Raw genomic sequence first — 17,162 nt, forward strand, 5'->3', positions numbered from 1 at the left:
CCAGGACACGCCGATGAACACGACCGCTCATGAAACGCCGACCGCACCCGCCGACATGCCCGTGCGCGACGAAAGCCGCATCATCCGCGCGTGCGAACGCGGCTTCGTGCCCGATACACTCGTTCGCGCCGGCATGCGCATGCTGATCCGCCAGCGTCTCGTCGACGAGCATGCGAACGACAACGCGCTGCGCACGCAAGCGTTCGAACGTTTTCTGGACGAACTGCGCGCGAGTCCGATCGCGATCGATACGCCCGCTGCCAACGCGCAGCATTACGAACTGCCCGATGCGTTCTTCGAGGCGCATCTCGGCCCGCAGCTCAAGTATTCGTGCGGCTTTTATCCGCACGGCGACGAGACGCTCGCGCAAGCCGAACTCGCGATGCTCGAACTGTACGCGGAACGCGCGCAACTCGCGGACGGCCAGCGCATTCTCGATCTCGGTTGCGGCTGGGGCTCGCTCGCGTTGTGGATGGCGCAGCGTTATCCGCGCGCGCAAGTGGTCGCGCTGTCGAATTCACGCGGGCAGCGCGCGTTCATCGAAGCGCGGGCGGCGCAACGCAAGCTCGACAACTTGCGGGTCGTGACGGGCGATATCGTCGAATTCGATTTCGCGCGTGACGAAGCGCCGTTCGATCGCATCGTGTCGATAGAAATGTTCGAGCATATGAAGCACTACGGCCTTCTGCTCGCGAAGATCGCGCGCTGGCTCGCCGATGACGGACGACTTTTTGTCCACCTCTTCGCGCACAAGACCCTCGCGTATCACTTCACGTCGCGCGATGGCGGCGACTGGATGTCGCGCTATTTCTTCACCGGCGGCACGATGCCCTCCGCGTCGCTGCTATTGCACTTTCAGGACGATCTGCGCGTGACGCGGCAATGGTGGCTGAACGGCACGCACTACGCGCGCACCGCGAATCAATGGCTTGCGTCGCTCGATGCCGCGCGCGATCGCGTCATGCCGATGTTTCGCCACGTCTACGGCGATGCCGCCGCGCTCTGGTTCCAGCGCTGGCGCATGTTTTATATGGCGGTGGCCGAATTGTTCGGCTATGCGCGCGGCGGCGAATGGGGCGTTGCGCACACTCTGTTCGAAAAGCGTTCGCTAGAGGTGAAGTCATGAAGAACACGAATCGGGCGCTCGTCGTGGCGCTGTTGGCCGCCGGCGTCGTCGTGGCGCTGGCGAGTTGTTCGAGTCCGCCGAATCCGAATCCGCGAGCGGACCGGCCGCTCGAAACCGTGCCGGTCGATGTGCCGCGCTACATGGGACGCTGGTATGTCATCGCGAATATTCCGTACTTCGCGGAGCGGGATTTCGTCGGCACGCACGTCGAATGGTCGCTGCGCGCGGACGGGAAAATCGACGACGTCTTTCACGGCCGCAAGAACGGTTTCGACAACAAGGAAACGACGCATCATTTCGTCGATACCGTGAAGCCCGGCAGCAACGGCGGCGAGTGGAGCGTGCAGCCTTTCTGGCCGGTTCACGTGACGCAACTCACGCTCTATGTCGATCCGGACTATCGCTACACGATTCTCGGCTATCCGAACAAGAAGCTCGGCTGGATCTTCTCGCGCGAGCCGTCGATGAGCGATGACGTCTATCGCTCGATGCTCGCGCGCCTCGACGCGATGGGCTACGACACCGCGCGCTTCAGGCGCGTGCCGCAATCGCCCGAACAGATCGGCCAGCCCGGCTTTCAAAGTCCCGGTCAAAGCGACTGACATTCGCGGCGTGCGTGCATCCGCGCGCGCGTCTGTCTCGTATCTGTCGAAAGCCGCGAACGAAACAGTCACGTCCACGCGGCGCGAGGAGACCTTTTGGCGCGAGGAGACCGCCCGTCATGGAGTCATCGACAAAAGAAAGACAGCAGCGCATCGCGGTGATCGGCGCGGGGATTGCCGGTCTCGCGAGCGCGTATCTGCTCTCGCGCGCGCATCGCGTGACGCTGTTCGAAGCGGCCGATTACCTCGGCGGACATACGCATACCGTCGACGTCACGCTCGATGGCATGACGCATCCCGTCGATACCGGCTTTCTGGTGTTCAACGACCGCACGTATCCGAATCTCATCGCGCTCTTCGATGAACTCGGCGTCGCCTCGCATCGCAGCGACATGTCGTTTTCCGTTTCGCTCGATGGCGGCCGCTTTGAATGGGCCGGCACGAATCTCAATACCGTGTTCGCGCAGCGGCGCAATCTGTTTTCGCCGTCGTTCATCGGCATGTTGCGCGATATTCTTCGCTTCAATGCATCGGCGCACACGCATCTCGAACGTGTGAGCGTGAATCGCTGTTCGGTCGGCGAACTGCTCGCCGAGGGCGGATACGGCGCGCCGTTTCAGCGCCGCTATCTTCTGCCGATGGCCGCCGCGATCTGGTCGAGCGCCGCGAACGACATCCTGCATTTTCCCGCCGCCACGTTTCTGCGCTTCTGCCTGAATCACGCGCTCTTGCAGGTGAACGACCGGCCGCCGTGGAGAACCGTCTCGGGCGGCGCGCGCGAGTATGTGCGACGCATCGCGGCCACGCTCGACGACGTGCGCACGCGCGCGCCCGTGCGACGCATTCGCCGCGACGACGACGGCGTCACCGTCATGACCGACGACGCCGGCCCCGAGCGCTTCGATGCCGTCGTGCTCGCGACGCACGCACCGGCGAGCCTTCGTCTGCTGGACGACGCTTCCGCCGACGAGCGCGCCTTGCTCGGCGCCGTGCGCTATCAGCGCAATCTCGCGGTGCTGCATACGGATTGCGCGCTGCTGCCGCGCCGCCGCCGCGTGTGGTCCGCGTGGAATTACATCGGCGCGCGGGCGGGCTTGGCGCGCGATGCCGCCACGCCAGTCTGCGTGAGCTATCTGCTCAATCAGCTTCAGCCCTTGCCTTTCACGACGCCGGTGATCGTCACGCTCAATCCCGTCGATGAACCCGCGCCCGGCACGCAACTCGGCCGCTACGAATACGAGCATCCGCTTCTCGATCTCGCGGCCATCGATGCTCAGGCGCATCTGCCGCGCGTACAGGGCGTGCGCCGCACGTGGCACGCGGGCGCGTGGACCGGTTACGGCTTTCACGAAGACGGCCTGAAGTCGGCGTTGCGCGTCGCGCGCGATTTCGGCGTGCAACCGGCGTGGGCGAAACCATGAGCACGGCGCAATGGCTGACGGGCCGCGTGATGCACGAGCGGCTGCGCCCCAAGCGGCATCGGTTCGAGTATTCGGTGCGCTACGTCTGTTGCGATGTCGCGCGCCTCGACGCGCTGCGCTGCGCGTGGTTCGGCATCGACCGTATTCGGCCGCTTGCGCTCTTCAGGCGCGATTACGGCCCGCGCGACGACTGCGATCTCGATCTCTGGATGCGCGCGTGTCTCGCTGAAGCACGCATTCCCGCCGACGGCGAAATCCATCTGCTGACGATCCCGCGCGTGTTCGGCTATGCGTTCAATCCGGTGAGCTTCTGGTTCTGCCACGACCGCGCGGGCGCGTTGCGCGCGCTTTACGCGGATGTGCGCAATACCTTCGGCGAGCATCGCGGCTATTTGCTGAGCGCGAAGGATCACGCACCGATCACCGATGACACCGTGCTCGTCTGCCGCAAGACGCTGCACGTGTCGCCTTTTTGCGATGTCGCCGGCGACTACGCGTTTCGCGTGCGGCGTCGCGAGGATCGTCTGAGCATCTCGATCGATTATCGCGACCGCGACGGTCTGCTGATCCGCACCGCGATCGGCCTCGCCGCGCGGCCGCTCACCGGCGCGCTCGCGTTGCGCACGCTGCTTTGTGCGCCGCTCTTCGCCACGGGCGTCCTCATGCGCATTCACTGGCAGGCGCTGCGGCTGTGGATGAAGCGCGTGCCCTTTCACGGCAAATATCCACCGAACAGGGAAACGAACGAAACATGAACCTGCTGCGATCCTTCTCCGCGACATCGGCGATGCCGCTGTCCGCGCGGATCTTTCTCGGCCTTCTGCGTCGAATCAGCGTCGGGCATCTGGTGCTCGTCACGCCGGACGGCGGGCGCTGCGTGTTCGGCGATCCGCTCAAGCAGCCGGCCGCGCGTCTTTTCATCCACGACTGGCGCGCGTGCCGTGCGATTCTGCGCGCGGGCGATATCGGCTTTGCGCAGGCGTATCGGATGCAATGGCTCGACACGTCCGATCCGTGCGCCCTGCTGCGGCTCGCGCTCCGCAACGAGGCGGCGCTCGCGCGCACCGTCGCGGGCGGCTTCGTCGCGCAGTGCTGGCACAACGTGCGGCATCGGCTGCGGTTGAACACGCGCGCGGGCAGCCGTCGCAATATCCACGCGCATTACGATATCGGCAACGCGTTCTACGGACTGTGGCTCGATCCGACCTGGACGTATTCGAGCGCATGGTTCGACGGCGACGCCGATCTCCCGCTCGAAGCGGCGCAGGATCGCAAGTATCAGCGCATCGTCGATACGCTCGGGCTGACGGCCGGCATGCGCGTGCTGGAAATCGGCTGCGGCTGGGGCGGCTTCGCGCGGCACGCGGCGCGACTCGGCATACGCGTGCACGGCGTGACGATATCGCCCGCGCAGCACGCGTTCGCTGTCGAGCGCGTGGCGCGGGAGGGTTTGAGCGGGCTCGTCGATATCGAGCTGCGCGATTATCGCGATCTGCGCGGCCAGTACGACGCGGTGGTGTCGATCGAAATGTTCGAGGCCGTGGGCGAGCGCTTCTGGCCGATGTATTTCCGCGTGCTGCGCCGCTGTCTTGCGCCGGGCGCGACGGCGCTCGTGCAGTCGATCACGATCGACGATGCGCACTTTGCCGCGTATCGCGCGTCGAGCGATTTCATCCGCGAGAGCATCTTTCCGGGCGGCATGCTGCCGAGTCCGGAGCGCTTCACGCGCGCCGCGCGGCGCTCGGGCCTCGATGCACACGCGACGCTCGCGTTCGGCGCGGACTATGCCCGGACGCTGCGATATTGGCGCAATGCCTTCGAAGCGCGTGTCGATGCCGTTCGTGCGCTGGGTTTCGATGAGAGCTTCGTGCGGATATGGCGGTTGTATCTGGCGTATTGCGAAGCGGGCTTCGACGAAGCGCGTACGGATGTCATGCACTTCGTGGTGACGGCGATGACTCACGCTTAAGGAGAAATTCAGTCGGTCGTCCGGCATACGGCGATGGCGCCGGCGTCGCCCTCGAAATCTGGCAATCGTCAAAAAATGGTCGCTGACTTTATGCAATTAGGAATACAAACGTTCAAATTTGGCTTTGCGTAGGATAAGGTTCAGGGCTTTCATCTTCTCTCGCCGAGGCCCCCTTGTCCAGACGATCCGACTACGAGATCGAGCGCATCAGGCATCTGTCACCGCATCAACACTATTCCCTCGACATGCCGCAAGAGCCCAGTTCGGTTTTCGCGGACATATTCAGCGTCGAAGGCACCCGCGCTATTGGCGAGCCGACGCACATCAGGATTCGCTTCACGCACCCTTCGCCCGCACTCACGCGCCTCGACTACGTCGGCAAGATGGCGAAGTTCCTTATCCAGCCGCCGCACGACCCGAATCGCAGCCTCGAACCCGAGAAGGCGCGCGGCATGCACGGCATCGTCACAGGCTTCACGCACCTGAGCACCAACCGCGACGAAAGCAGTTACGAACTCGTCCTGGAATCGCGCCTGGCGTTACTAAGAAACGCACCGAAGGTCCGCTGGTTCTGGGACAAGAGTTTTGTCGATGTGATCGTCGCGGTTCTGAAAGAGCATGGCTTTGACCAGCTGCGCGCCGATGTCAAGGTGCAGCTCTATCGCGACTACGCGAAACGCGCCGTGATCGCGCAGTGGGAAGAGGACGATCTGACGTTCATCCAGCGGCTGTGCCGCCGCGCGGGCATCTGGTTCATCTGCGGCGAGAGCGACACGGTCGTCGATTGCGAGATGATCTATTTCCACGACGACTTCACGCACTACCGGCACGATGACCGCCTGAGCGCGCCCATGCTGTCCGAAGGCGGAATGAACTCCGACGGCGCCGAGTCGATCTTTTCGCTGGAAACGCACACCCGGTCGATTCCCCGCTCCTACACGGTGCGCGGCTATAACTATCGCAAAGCGCCGGATGCAATCGAAGCGACGAGCGTCATTCACAACGACAGCACCACCTACGGCGAAAGCTACACCTACGGCCTGCCCGTGCTCACCAAAGAGGACGCGCAGGCCGAGGCGCTGCTGCGGCAAGAAGAGGCGCTCTCGCAGCAGGTCCAGTATCACGGCACCACCGATATGCTGGACGCCATGCCGGGCAACGTGGTGAAGCCGTCGAACCGCGCCCTCGCGGACGCGAAATGGGGCATGGTGATCGTCTGCGCGAAGTTCAGCGCCGCACGCAAGCAGCCCTTCAAGGTGGAATACAGGGCGATTCCATCCGATCGCCTCTATCGCATGCCCTTGCTGGAGCACACGTGGCCCCGCATGCAAGGCGATATCAGCGCGGTAATCGCCTCGCCCAATCAATATGCCCAGCCGTTCGTCACGAAGGACGGCGAATATGTCGCCCGCATTCACGCCGACCGCGATACGCGCGTGAAAGGCATGGAGAGCTGTCTGCTGCGTCTGGCCAAGCCCTTCGCGGGCTCGCATCGGACCGGCTTTCATTACGGCCTGCATGACGGCACGGAAGTGGGTATCGCGGGACATCTCGGCAATCCCGAACTCCTGTACGTCGCGCATGTTTTCCATAACTCGCTGAATGACGATCCGAGCGTCGCGACCTCGCAGGGCTTCAACGTCAGTGCGTTCAGGAACGTGGCGATTGCGGCGCGGGCCAAGCTGTCGCTCTTCGCCAACACGCTCGGGGCCAAGCTGATCGCGGCCAAAGGGCCGGTCGAGATTCAGGCGCAATCGGATGTGCTGGCGCTGGCCGCGCAGAAGGATGTCATCGTCACCAGCGCGAACGGCGCGGTGCATGTGCGCGCGGACAAGGAACTGGTGCTCGAATGCGGCGGCGCGTATGTCGAGCTGAAGGACGGCACGATCACGCTGGGCAGCGCCAGTCCGCTGCAACTGAAGCTGCCGGGCATGACCAGGCAGGCGCCGGAGATCATGCACCTGGCGGGGCCATCGTTCGCGCCGAACGTGGTGCCGTTCAAGACGGCGTGTGATGCGTGGATGCACGGCGATAGTTTCGCCGACGCGACCACGCCGGCGGGAGCGAAGATGGTGAATTGGCAGCACTCGCCGTCCCAAGCACCTGCACCGGATGCGCGTGGTCTCCCATCGTCAGGTGATGGATTGGACGCCGATCAAAATCCAAAGCAGGAGCCTACACTCCCGGTGACGCCCGATGGTCAGACGCCTGCAGTGATTAAACTTGAATCGCCCTCCTCATGTAGCTGGAAACTTTCAGCGGCTGAACAAATATGCTCAGGCTGGACGGAAACCGGCGAATATAAGTGGCTAGACGAAAACAAGAATCCTTGGGTAGATGCGAATGGGAAAGCCTTTATGGGGGGAGGCAAACTTGACTATGCGTTCCGGCTCAAACTTGATTCCGAAGCTAAATGTTTAACGGCAACGCTTCGCGTGAAGATCGTACCCGTGGATCTCCTGATCGCAGATTCTTCGGGTAATCCAGTCATCAAAGATGGCCAGACGCAATCTGTGCCGTACGATGCAATTGCTCACTCCACAATTCTGAAGCTTGGAGTGAATAAGCCCTACAACGGACTGGTGATTAAACATCGTGAGGATACGAAACTCGATCTGGCCGCGCTTAAAAGCGAAATTGAAGGGAAATTAAATAGCCACAAGGGAATGCTAATCCTTGATGGCTGCACCAGGGGCGCAGCATGCGGATGGCGTGTAAGAGTGCGATTTGAAGTTCAGCTTGAGAAGGACATTAACGGCGAGATGGGCGGAGTCTCGGTGGATCCCAAAACGCTTTTGTTCCCCAAAGCTCATCGCGCCACATCAGGAGCATGGGGTGAAGAAGTCGCGACAACGACAGAAATAGGCGTGGGATATGTAAGCGCACTTCAGACGAGTGTACTTGTGCATGAATGTATGCATCTCTTCGGTGGCCCCGATGAGTATTGGCAACGAGGCGGTTTCGTACATAAGCAATACATCACCGGAGAAGAGCTTGATTTCGAAAGAGGGAAAGCAATGTCCGGTGAACTCACCTGGCAAATGTACTCGGCTAACGACCTCATGGGCTATGGCGCAAACAGTACAAGTGCAACCGTTCGTCCTTACTATCTTGAGTACGTACGACAGAGCTTTTACGAGATGACAAGAAAGCACTGGAAGATTGGATATGAAGGGGAAGTCTAGACCAAGACTTTGACAGGAACTGGAATGAGGAACGTCTCAAAGATAATCAGCATATTAATCTTGATTTTTATAGGATTGCTTAACATGCCAGCAGCACAGGCGACCGAGACAAAAGAAGCCATTGAAGGCTTCGCAATTAGCGCTCTAGACGGCCATACTTTTGGTACGAATGGCATCGGCGTTCGTATGAATGGCAAGGTTCGGATCGGAATCTCTCACTCAATAACCGAGGATGAAATTAGTGGCGCAGGAAGCTTCGTCAATCGATTGTCTCCGGATGATTTAAACGAAGCTCGCAAAATTCATCATCTCTTATGTGAAATCGGGGAGCGAAAAGACAATGCAGGTACGCAACACGTAGAATCGGCAACTGTTTATTCGGTGACGTGCTTGCATGGAAACGACGAAGTTGATTTTCGTGGTTCGATTGACGACCTTCCTGCCGACCTCCGCGATGCGGCGTATCGATTTTATCGACGCATGTATAGCACGTATTTGGATGGAGCACGTGCAGACGTTAAGCTCGACATAGTTGTGGACAGCATCGTTCGACAAAAGGCAGATCTTCTTGTCGCTGTGAAATTCATCAACAGCGGCGACTATGATATTGGCATCAAAACACCAGAAAATTTGCATTTACCTAACGGAATTTGGATCAATGCCAAAGGACAAGAGAAGGACGATGAATGGGTAGCCATGCTCTCCGGCTCGAGGCTTCAGAATAAATCAGAATTTCCTAACGAGTGGACGAATATTCCCGCTCGGAGCGCGATCACGTTCACGATTTTGGTCGTACCAAAAAACAAACTAAAAGCAGGAACCTACAGTTTGACCGCTTCGGTAGTCATGGGCATCAGTTCGAAAGAATTTCCAGTCAATACGATGGGCTTGGTCGATTTCCACTCCGACTATAAGAACCCCACGAAAGTCACCTTCGACCACGACTACCCCTCAACCCCGCAGGAGTGGAAGGCGTTCGAAGCGCACAAGGCCAAGGAAGTATCGGCGCTGCCTGCGGGCGCGACCGTCGCCGAGCCCGGCTACTACCGCATGACCTCGGCATTCGGCACCCGCAGCCCGTTCGTCACCAAACTCGAAGACGGCCAAGCCGCGCCCAAGCTCGACTATGCAAAGTGGGACCAGTGGCAATGGGAAGCCGATCTCGCACTGCCGACGATCTGCAAACCAGGCGAAGCGTGCTCGCGTGACGGGCGCTGGGTGCTGCGCACGATGCAGTGGAGTCCGAATCCCGACGACCAGACCCACGCGCAGTACGAACGGCGCTTTCAGATCGGCGATCCACTTCCGGCTTTCGAAGTGTCGAACGAAGCCGCCTCGAAACTCTATTGGGAATGGTTGAGCGCCTGATTCCGACCACACCGGGGGGTATTTCCCCGGCAATCCCGTTCATCGTCGAAGAAAGCAAACATGAAACAGCCTGTCCGCAAAGGCGATCCCACCTCGCACGGCGGCGTCGTCAAGACCGCCTCATCCTCGTTCGACATCGACGGGCGCAATGTCGCGTTGCTGCATGACATCGTCACCTGTCCCATGCACGGCGACAACCCGATCATCGAATGCGGTGACGGCTACGAAGAGCACGGCCGCAAGCTCGTCGCGAACGGCTGCCGCACGCAATGCGGCAGCGCCGTCAAAGCCACGGCGACGGGCATGGACATCGCATGAGCATGGACTGGCGCATCCCCGACGTGCCCGAGCGCGAACCCACCGAGCCGCCTTCGGTCTGGATCGCCGCGGCCGCGTTGTTCATCGCCCTGATTGCGGGCTTCATCCTCACCTTCCTCAACTGGAAACAAGGGACATCCATCGTCTCGGCCAGGTTCTTTGCCTGTGCGCTCGCCGTTCCGGTGCTGATTTGGGGCGTGTTCTGTGGCTTTCTCTACCTGCACTCCGAAGACTGGAATAACCGCGTGGCATGGTGGAATTTCCTTCGCCAGGATCACTTCAACGATTGGCGCGGCTGGGCGCAGTGGAACCTGTCGATTCTCGATGTCGTGACGCTCGCGCCCGAAACCGAACTCGCCGAACGCATGCTCGGGCTGGAGGGGACGCCGCCCGCAAACGCAGGCAAGATCCTGACGTTACCTCGCAACGGCATCGACGACATACTCACGCAACTCGTGACGCCGCTCGCGGGCACGCTTGGGCGCTTTGCCGGCAAGCGAACCATCCACATTGCGATTCAATCCGGTAACGAGACACATCTGGCAATTTTGCGCGGCGTGCTGCAACGACTGGACATCGCGCACGCGAGCATCGCCATGTCGCGCTTCGAAGCGAAAGCGCTTCCGAACCTTCTCGATGATTGGATGGCCAATCAGAAGGTGCGGCCCGGTTACGGCTACCGACGGCAAACGATGATGCCGGATTTGTGTCTCGTGCTCGCTTGCCAACTCAATGAGCACGCCACGCCATCGCCCGCCTCCGAGGCGGCCGTGGCCTTGCTGTTCGGGTCATGGCACTTTCTCGAGGACGCGAAGCTCAAGCCCAAGGCCCGCTTGTTTCGCCCCATTCCCACGGCGACGGATGAGATTCCCGATGCGCTCAAAACGCTGATCGCCGCGGAGCCGACGCCTCTCAAGCGGCTGCGCAATCTGTGGCTCAGCAATCTGGCCAAGCGCGATGGGCATGTCGTGAGAGCGATCGCGAAGGACAGCGAGCCAGCACTGACCGTGCTCGATCTCGATCAGGCGCTGGGCGTCTCGGGGCCGGCCAGTTCAATGCTGCTGCAAGCACTCGCCGCGCAGGCCGTGTTCAATGGACAAGGACCACAACTCGTCGGCATGCCTGACGCGGACGGCCTGCGCCTCAATCTCGTTGGAAACGAATACGCGCCGGTCGAGAACGCCAAGGAGCCGGAAATCGACTTTTGGGAAGGGTCCATTTCTGCCGGAGTCGGTTGCCTCACCTGCCTGCTCATGCTCTGCGCCATCGAACTGGATGCCGGTCCAGCCTGGTCGTTGAGCGTGATTGGCGTCGCCGTTTTCCTTCTGTTCGTCGGCATGCCGGCGGGGGCGATCTTCAAGCGGCGTAGGGTAACGGACGAGTTTTATCGGCGCGTGAATCGATAAAAAACGCCCCGACCAAGCCGGGGCGAAGGGTACGAGACCACCTTGTGTAGCGATGGAGCTACCCGGCGAGCATAGGCAACTGCACGCGCGCTTCAAACCAGTAAAGTCCGAAACATCGCGCGCGCCTTCAGAATCGCCGGGCATTGCCGATAACAAACGCAAACATCAACCAGGCATCGCCACCCGACACGATGAATCGCGACCCATCCCAAAGTTCGCTCGAAGCCGCTTTCCTCCGGCATGAAGACTCGCTCGCGCCGCCCGAACGCGCGCTCGGCGAGGACGATCACGCCGTCTATCGCACGCTGCTCGAATCGACCAAGGCGATTCCCTGGAAGATCGACTGGGCCACGATGGAATTCGCCTACATCGGTCCTCAGATCGAGGCGCTGCTCGGCTGGGCGCCGTCGTCGTGGAAGACGGTGAACGACTGGGCCGAGCGCATGCATCCGGAGGACCGCGAGGCGGTAGTCAACTTCTGCGTCTCGCAATCGCAGGCGGGCACCGATCACGAAGCCGATTACCGCGCGCTCACCCGCGACGGCGGCTACGTCTGGCTGCGCGATGTCGTGCATGTCGAGCGTAACGAGAAAGGCGAGGTCGAGGCGCTCATCGGCTTCATGTTCGATATCAGCGAACGCAAGCGCACCGAGGAAAAGCTCGCGCAGATGCAGCGGGAACTCGAGCGCCTGTCGTTCAGCGACAGCCTGACGGGCGTCGGCAACCGCCGCCGTTTCGACGACGTGATGGCGCGCGAATGGCACGCCGCCAGCGAATCGGGCAAGCCGCTGTCGCTCGTGATGATCGATATCGACTTCTTCAAGTCGTACAACGATTACTACGGCCACGTTCAGGGCGACGAATGTCTGAAGCGCATCGCGCGCGTGCTCGGCGAGGCGGCGGGTCCGCAACACTTTCTCGGGCGCTTCGGCGGCGAGGAATTCGCGCTGATTCTCGCCGATACCGACGCCGAAGCCGCGATGCGCATCGCCGAACGTTGCCGCGCGCTGATCGCCGACGAAGCGATTCCCCACGTGCGCTCGCCGCACGATCAACAGGTGACGGCGAGCTTCGGCGTAGGCACCGTCGTGCCGGGCGAGCGCCTCGACGTGACGACGTTCATCAATCTGACCGACGCGCAGTTGTATCAGGCGAAGGACAACGGCCGCAACCGCATCGCGGCCGTGGATCGCGCGGGCATGCGCGGCGAGGCGTTCAAGGCCCAGACGCGCTGATCGTCAGACGCGGCCCGTCACCGGAATCGCCGCGCCCGTGATGCATTGCGCATCCGGCGACAGCAGGAACGCGATCACCGCGCCGAGCGCGTCCGGGGGCACCCAGCGCGAGAAATCGGCGGTGGGCATGTCGCGGCGGTTCGGCGCGGTATCGATGATCGACGGCAACACCGCGTTCACCGTCACGCCCTTGTCCTTCAGTTCTTCGGCGAGCGCTTCGGTCAGCCGCAGCAGCGCGGCCTTCGATGCCGCGTAAGCGCCCATGCCCGTTCCCGCTTTCATCGCCGCAAGCGCACCGATATTGACGATGCGCCCGCCTTCCTTCGCGCTCAAGTGCGCGAGCGCCGCCTTCGACGCGTTCAGCGCGGTTTTCACGTTGACGTCGAACATGGACTGCCAGGCGTCGACGCTGCCGTCCGCGATCGTTTCCCACGTGAATGCGCCGGCCACGTTCACGAGCGCATCGAGTCCGCCGGTCTGCCCGACGATCGTATCGATGGCCTTTTGCGCCGAGTTCGCATCCGTCAGATCGATGCCGGTCACGAAGCACGCATCGTCGAGCGGCGCAGGCAATGCTTCCGATGCCGCGCCGTGGCCGATCATCGCCACGCGCGCGCCGCGCCCGGCGAGCACGCGCGCGGTCGCGAGTCCCAGACTGCCGAAGCCGCCCGTGATGGCGACGATCTTTCCTTCGAGGCTATCCATTGCGTTGTCGCTCCGTTCGATGACGTCAGCTCAAGCATAGGACGGAACGCGGCGCGCATCCGCCTGCTTTATTCAGCCAACGCCTCGCCCGATGCCTTCGCGCCGCCTTCGACCGCGCCGCGGCCCGCGAGCAGCCAGACCGCCGCCGCGATCGTCAGCGCGCACAAACCCGCGACGCCGAGCGCAGCGCCGAAGCCGCTCGCGAAGCTCTCGCGCGCGATTCCCACGATCGCCGCGCCTTGCGCGCCGGACAGGCGCTCGCCCGCATGCGCGAGATCGCCCGCGAGCAGGCGCGAGAGAAACGACGCGTCGAGTACGTTCGCGGCATCGGCGAGACTGGAAGCGCGGGCATCGAGCGCGGCATGCGTGCGCGTCGCGAGCACGGCGCCCAGCACACCGACCGATGTGACGATCGCGGTGAAACGCGTCGTCGTGCTGATCCCCGATGCCATGCCGGTGCGATTCGCCGGCACGCACGCCATGATCGCCTTTTGCGTGTCGCCGTTGAGCACGCCCGCGCCGAGGCCCGTGACGATCATGCCCGCCGCGATCAGCGCGTAATTCGCCGTGCCCGCGAAGAGCGCCGTCAGCAGATTCCCCACGCCGATGGTCGCAAGACCGAGCGTCAGCAGCGTCATGCCGGGCACGCGCCTGCCGAGCGACGCGCCGATGCGCGGCCCCACGACCATCGCGATCGCGAACGGCAGCATCCCGATGCCCGCGCGCACCGCCGGCAGGCCGAACGCGTTTTGCAGATAGAGCGGCAGGAACGTCATCATGACTTGCGCGCAGGCGGCGTAGCCGAACATCGCGAGCACGGCGGCGACGAAGCGCGGTTGGCGAAAGAGCGCGAGATCGATCATCGCGTGCTCGCGCGAACGCTGCACCCGCACGAACGCGATGAAAAGTACCGCGCACGCGCCGAGCCGCGCGACGGTGCGCCAGTCGGTCCAGCCGCTGGCTTGCGCGTCGATCAGCGCCCAGACGCCGAGCGCGAGCGCGGCGGCGAAGAGCGCGCTGCCCGCGAGATCGAGCGATCCGGCGTCGGGGTTGCGCGACTCGCGCATGCCGCGCCAGGCGCACGCGGCGAGCACCGCGCAGATCGGCAGATTCATCAGAAAGATCCAGCGCCAGCCGGCCCATTGCGTGATGACGCCGCCCACGAGCGGCGCGATCGTCGTCGAGACGCCCATGCACGTGCCCCACACCGCCCACGCGCGGGCGCGCGCCGCGCCTTCGTGGAACGTGTTCGCGATGATCGCGAGCGCCGATGTGAGCAGCATCGCCGCGCCGACGCCCTTCGCCGCGCGCGCCAAGTTCAGCGCCAGCGCCGACGGCGCGAGCCCGCAACCGAGCGACGCGAGGAAGAACGCCGCGAGCCCCGCGATCAGCATCTTCTTGCGGCCGACGCGATCGGCGAGCGCGCCCGCGGGCAGCAGACACGCGGCGAACGCGACCATGTACGCGCTCACGACCCATTCGACATCGGCGAAACCGGCGTGAAAGTCGCGCGCGATGGACGGCAGCGCGACCGCGACGACGTTCGTATCGAGCGTGATGAGCGCGCACGTCGCGGATGCGGTGAGCAGGACAAAGCGGCTTTCGGATGTGTTCGACATATCGATGCGCGGAAAAGACGGAACGGTCTCCCGATGCTAGTGGCGCTCGTCTTGCCTGTCATTGGCATAGAATTGCGGAATAATTATCGAATTCGTAAATACGGAAATGCCCGTCGAACTCCGTCACGTGCGCTGTTTTCTGAGCGTCGCACGGCATCTGCACTTCGCGCGCGCGGCCGAAGAACTCGGCATCGCGCCGCCCGCGCTCACCAGGCAGATTCAGGAAGCCGAACGGCTGCTCGGCGTGCGGCTGTTTCATCGGACGAAGCGTTCGGTCGCGTTGACGGCGGCGGGCGAGGCTTATCTGACCGAGGCCGTCGGCGCGCTCGATCATCTCGCGCGCGGTGCGGAGCGCGCGGCGCTGGCCGAACGCGGGGAGCTCGGGAAGATCGTCATCGGGTATGTCGGGTCGGCGGTGTATTCCGGCGTGCTTCAGGCGACGGTGCGCGGCTTTCGGGCGCGCTATCCGCAAGTCGAGATCGGCATCGAGGAAATCGTGATGCGCGAAGCCGGCGCGCTGTTGATGGAAGGCCGCATCGATATCGCATATGTGCGTCCGCCCGTGCCGTCTCCGGATGGCGTCGAGGCGCGCACCGTGCATCGCGATGAATTCATCGTCGCGCTGCCCGCCGATTCTCCGCTGGCGGCGTCGCGCGTCATCACGCCGGCGCAGTTGCGCGATCAGTCCTTCGTCGTGCCCGAGCAGGAATCCGGCACGCTCGAAGTGGCGCGGCGCGGGCGCTTCAAGGCGCGGGTCGTCGCGCAGCCGGGCACGCTCTCGGATGTGCTCGCGCATGTGTCGCTCGGCGGCGATGTCGCCGTCGTGCCGCGTTCGCTCGCGCAATGCGTGACGGTGCCGGGCGTCGAGTATCGGGAGATCGCGGGGAAAGCGGTGCCGTCGGAAGTGGCGATGGTGTATCGCCGGTTCGAGCGCGCGGCGGCGGTCAAGGCGTATCTGGATTTCGCGGCTTCATGACCGAAGCGCGGATCGCGCGATCGGCTCGAATCCCGCGCGATGCGCTCTCGCAAGCGCCGATGCCTTGTCGCGCAGCGCCGCGCGGCCCATCGACAAGGCTTCGCGCATCGCCACGTGCAGTTCTCCGATGGACACCACGCCCGGCGCACCCGCGATTTCCCATGTCGATGCATACGCGCGCTGCTTCGCGGCATCCGCGTGCTGGAAATTCACACGCGGCAAGCCGTACGCCATCGCGATGATCCGGCCGTGCAGGCTGCTGCCCGCGAAGCCCGCGCTCCTCGCGATCAGCGCGCAGATATCCCAGACGTCGAGCGACTCGACGATCCGCACGCCAGCGTGACGCATGCGCGCCGCGAGACGCCGATAAACCGCGATGTCGTCGTGCCACGGCGCGGCGCCCGCGCGAAAGAGCGCGATGCCCAGGCCGGTCCATTGCCCGATCAGATCCAGCTGATGCGCGACGTGCGCGAGCGTCGCGTCATCGCCGAAATCCGCGCTGAACTGAACCGCCAGATAGCCGTGCGGAAACGCGCGGCGCGTGTCGGGGCGCTCGCGGATGCGCGCATCGAACAGTTCGGCGACCATCGATGCCGGATCGGGCGCGAGCCGCGCATCGATGCCGGCGCGCTTCAGGATGGACTGCGTGTGCGTGTCTCTCACGCTGAGTTCATCGGCTGATCGAAGTTTGGCCAGCACTTCGGCGCGGAAGGCGTCGTCGAGGGCGTCGAGCGTCGCGCCGCCGATCGCGTTGAAGCAGATCGACGCCGCTTGCGGAAACGTCTCGCGTCCGGCGATATAAGGCGCGAGCGCGTCGGTGCCGAGTTCGGCGCGCGCCCAGGCGTGGCGATCCGTCGCGCGCGAGCCGTATCGGGCGATGCACGCTTGCGCTTCGTCGGGCGTGGTCAGCATCACGGCGGCTTCCCACGCGTCGCACGTGAGCAACTCGCCGCCCGCGTGAATCAGGGCCACGGGTTCTTCGCGCCAGCGCTCGCTCATTTGCGAAATCGCGGCGATGTCATGCCCGCCGAGCGCGCGCAGGTCTCGTCGCGCGCATCCGGCGAATTGCAACTTGACCTCGGGCCGATGCTCCGCGAGCAGCGCCGCGACGACATGCGCGAACAACATGTCGCCGAAGTTGTGGCGGTCGAACGCGCCGAAGACGATGATCCGGCGCTTCGCCGACTCAGCAGCGTTAGCCAAACGGCCACCTGTTCGCGCGACGCGTCATC

The 17,162-nt window shown here is 63.2% G+C and carries 14 protein-coding genes; 11 read left to right on the forward strand and 3 right to left on the reverse strand.

From position 1 onward, the window contains the following. Positions 1–13: 13 nt before the first annotated feature. The 10 genes from AWB76_RS09005 (at position 14) to AWB76_RS09055 (ending at position 12,630) form a co-directional block, all read left to right on the forward strand. A complete protein-coding gene (locus AWB76_RS09005; protein ID WP_061159763.1) occupies positions 14–1,126 on the forward strand; it encodes an SAM-dependent methyltransferase in 1,113 nt (370 codons plus the stop codon). Then, positions 1,123–1,728, forward strand: a complete 606-nt coding sequence (locus tag AWB76_RS09010) for a lipocalin family protein (RefSeq protein ID WP_061159764.1) — start codon at positions 1,123–1,125, stop codon at positions 1,726–1,728. The genes AWB76_RS09005 and AWB76_RS09010 overlap by 4 nt, the downstream gene beginning before the upstream one ends. Before the next feature lie 119 nt (positions 1,729–1,847). Then, positions 1,848–3,149 (forward strand): NAD(P)/FAD-dependent oxidoreductase, encoded by a 1,302-nt coding sequence (locus AWB76_RS09015; RefSeq protein WP_061159765.1) that lies wholly within the window; start codon positions 1,848–1,850, stop codon positions 3,147–3,149. Continuing rightward, positions 3,146–3,904, forward strand: a complete 759-nt coding sequence (locus tag AWB76_RS09020; protein WP_061159766.1) for a DUF1365 domain-containing protein — start codon at positions 3,146–3,148, stop codon at positions 3,902–3,904. The genes AWB76_RS09015 and AWB76_RS09020 overlap by 4 nt, the downstream gene beginning before the upstream one ends. Beyond that, positions 3,901–5,118 (forward strand): SAM-dependent methyltransferase, encoded by a 1,218-nt coding sequence (locus tag AWB76_RS09025; protein ID WP_061159767.1) that lies wholly within the window; start codon positions 3,901–3,903, stop codon positions 5,116–5,118. Before AWB76_RS09020 ends, AWB76_RS09025 begins: the two co-directional genes overlap by 4 nt. Before the next feature lie 173 nt (positions 5,119–5,291). Beyond that, positions 5,292–8,303 (forward strand): type VI secretion system Vgr family protein, encoded by a 3,012-nt coding sequence (locus AWB76_RS09030; protein ID WP_157696083.1) that lies wholly within the window; start codon positions 5,292–5,294, stop codon positions 8,301–8,303. 84 nt (positions 8,304–8,387) lie between these two features. Further along, positions 8,388–9,671: a hypothetical protein gene (locus AWB76_RS40775; protein WP_157696084.1), complete on the forward strand. Its 1,284-nt coding sequence runs from the start codon at positions 8,388–8,390 to the stop codon at positions 9,669–9,671. A 60-nt stretch (positions 9,672–9,731) separates the two neighbouring features. Beyond that, positions 9,732–9,989 (forward strand): PAAR domain-containing protein, encoded by a 258-nt coding sequence (locus AWB76_RS09045; RefSeq protein WP_061159771.1) that lies wholly within the window; start codon positions 9,732–9,734, stop codon positions 9,987–9,989. After that, on the forward strand, positions 9,986–11,395 hold the full coding sequence (locus AWB76_RS09050; RefSeq protein ID WP_157696085.1) for a KPHS_23130 family T6SS system protein: 1,410 nt from the start codon (positions 9,986–9,988) through the stop codon (positions 11,393–11,395). The genes AWB76_RS09045 and AWB76_RS09050 overlap by 4 nt, the downstream gene beginning before the upstream one ends. A gap of 191 nt (positions 11,396–11,586) precedes the next feature. Then, complete coding sequence (locus tag AWB76_RS09055; protein WP_061159773.1) at positions 11,587–12,630, forward strand: sensor domain-containing diguanylate cyclase; 1,044 nt, start codon at positions 11,587–11,589, stop codon at positions 12,628–12,630. A gap of 3 nt (positions 12,631–12,633) precedes the next feature. On the opposite strand, the gene AWB76_RS09060 is transcribed toward AWB76_RS09055, so the two are convergent. Next, entirely contained in the window at positions 12,634–13,335 is a 702-nt protein-coding gene (locus AWB76_RS09060; protein WP_061159774.1) for an SDR family NAD(P)-dependent oxidoreductase, read from the reverse strand. Between the two features lie 68 nt (positions 13,336–13,403). Next, positions 13,404–14,954, reverse strand: coding sequence for an MFS transporter (locus tag AWB76_RS09065; protein ID WP_061159775.1), 1,551 nt, complete (start codon positions 14,952–14,954; stop codon positions 13,404–13,406). Between the two features lie 106 nt (positions 14,955–15,060). On the opposite strand from AWB76_RS09065, the gene AWB76_RS09070 reads away from it, so the two are divergent. Then, positions 15,061–15,930 (forward strand): LysR family transcriptional regulator, encoded by an 870-nt coding sequence (locus tag AWB76_RS09070; RefSeq protein WP_061159776.1) that lies wholly within the window; start codon positions 15,061–15,063, stop codon positions 15,928–15,930. Here the strand turns inward: AWB76_RS09070 and AWB76_RS09075 are convergent. Then, positions 15,925–17,133 (reverse strand): polysaccharide pyruvyl transferase family protein, encoded by a 1,209-nt coding sequence (locus tag AWB76_RS09075; protein WP_374729919.1) that lies wholly within the window; start codon positions 17,131–17,133, stop codon positions 15,925–15,927. The two genes, AWB76_RS09070 and AWB76_RS09075, sit on opposite strands and share 6 nt — an antisense overlap. Between the last annotated feature and the right edge of the window lie 29 nt (positions 17,134–17,162).

The organism is Caballeronia temeraria (assembly GCF_001544795.2).
Lineage (GTDB): Bacteria > Pseudomonadota > Gammaproteobacteria > Burkholderiales > Burkholderiaceae > Caballeronia > Caballeronia temeraria.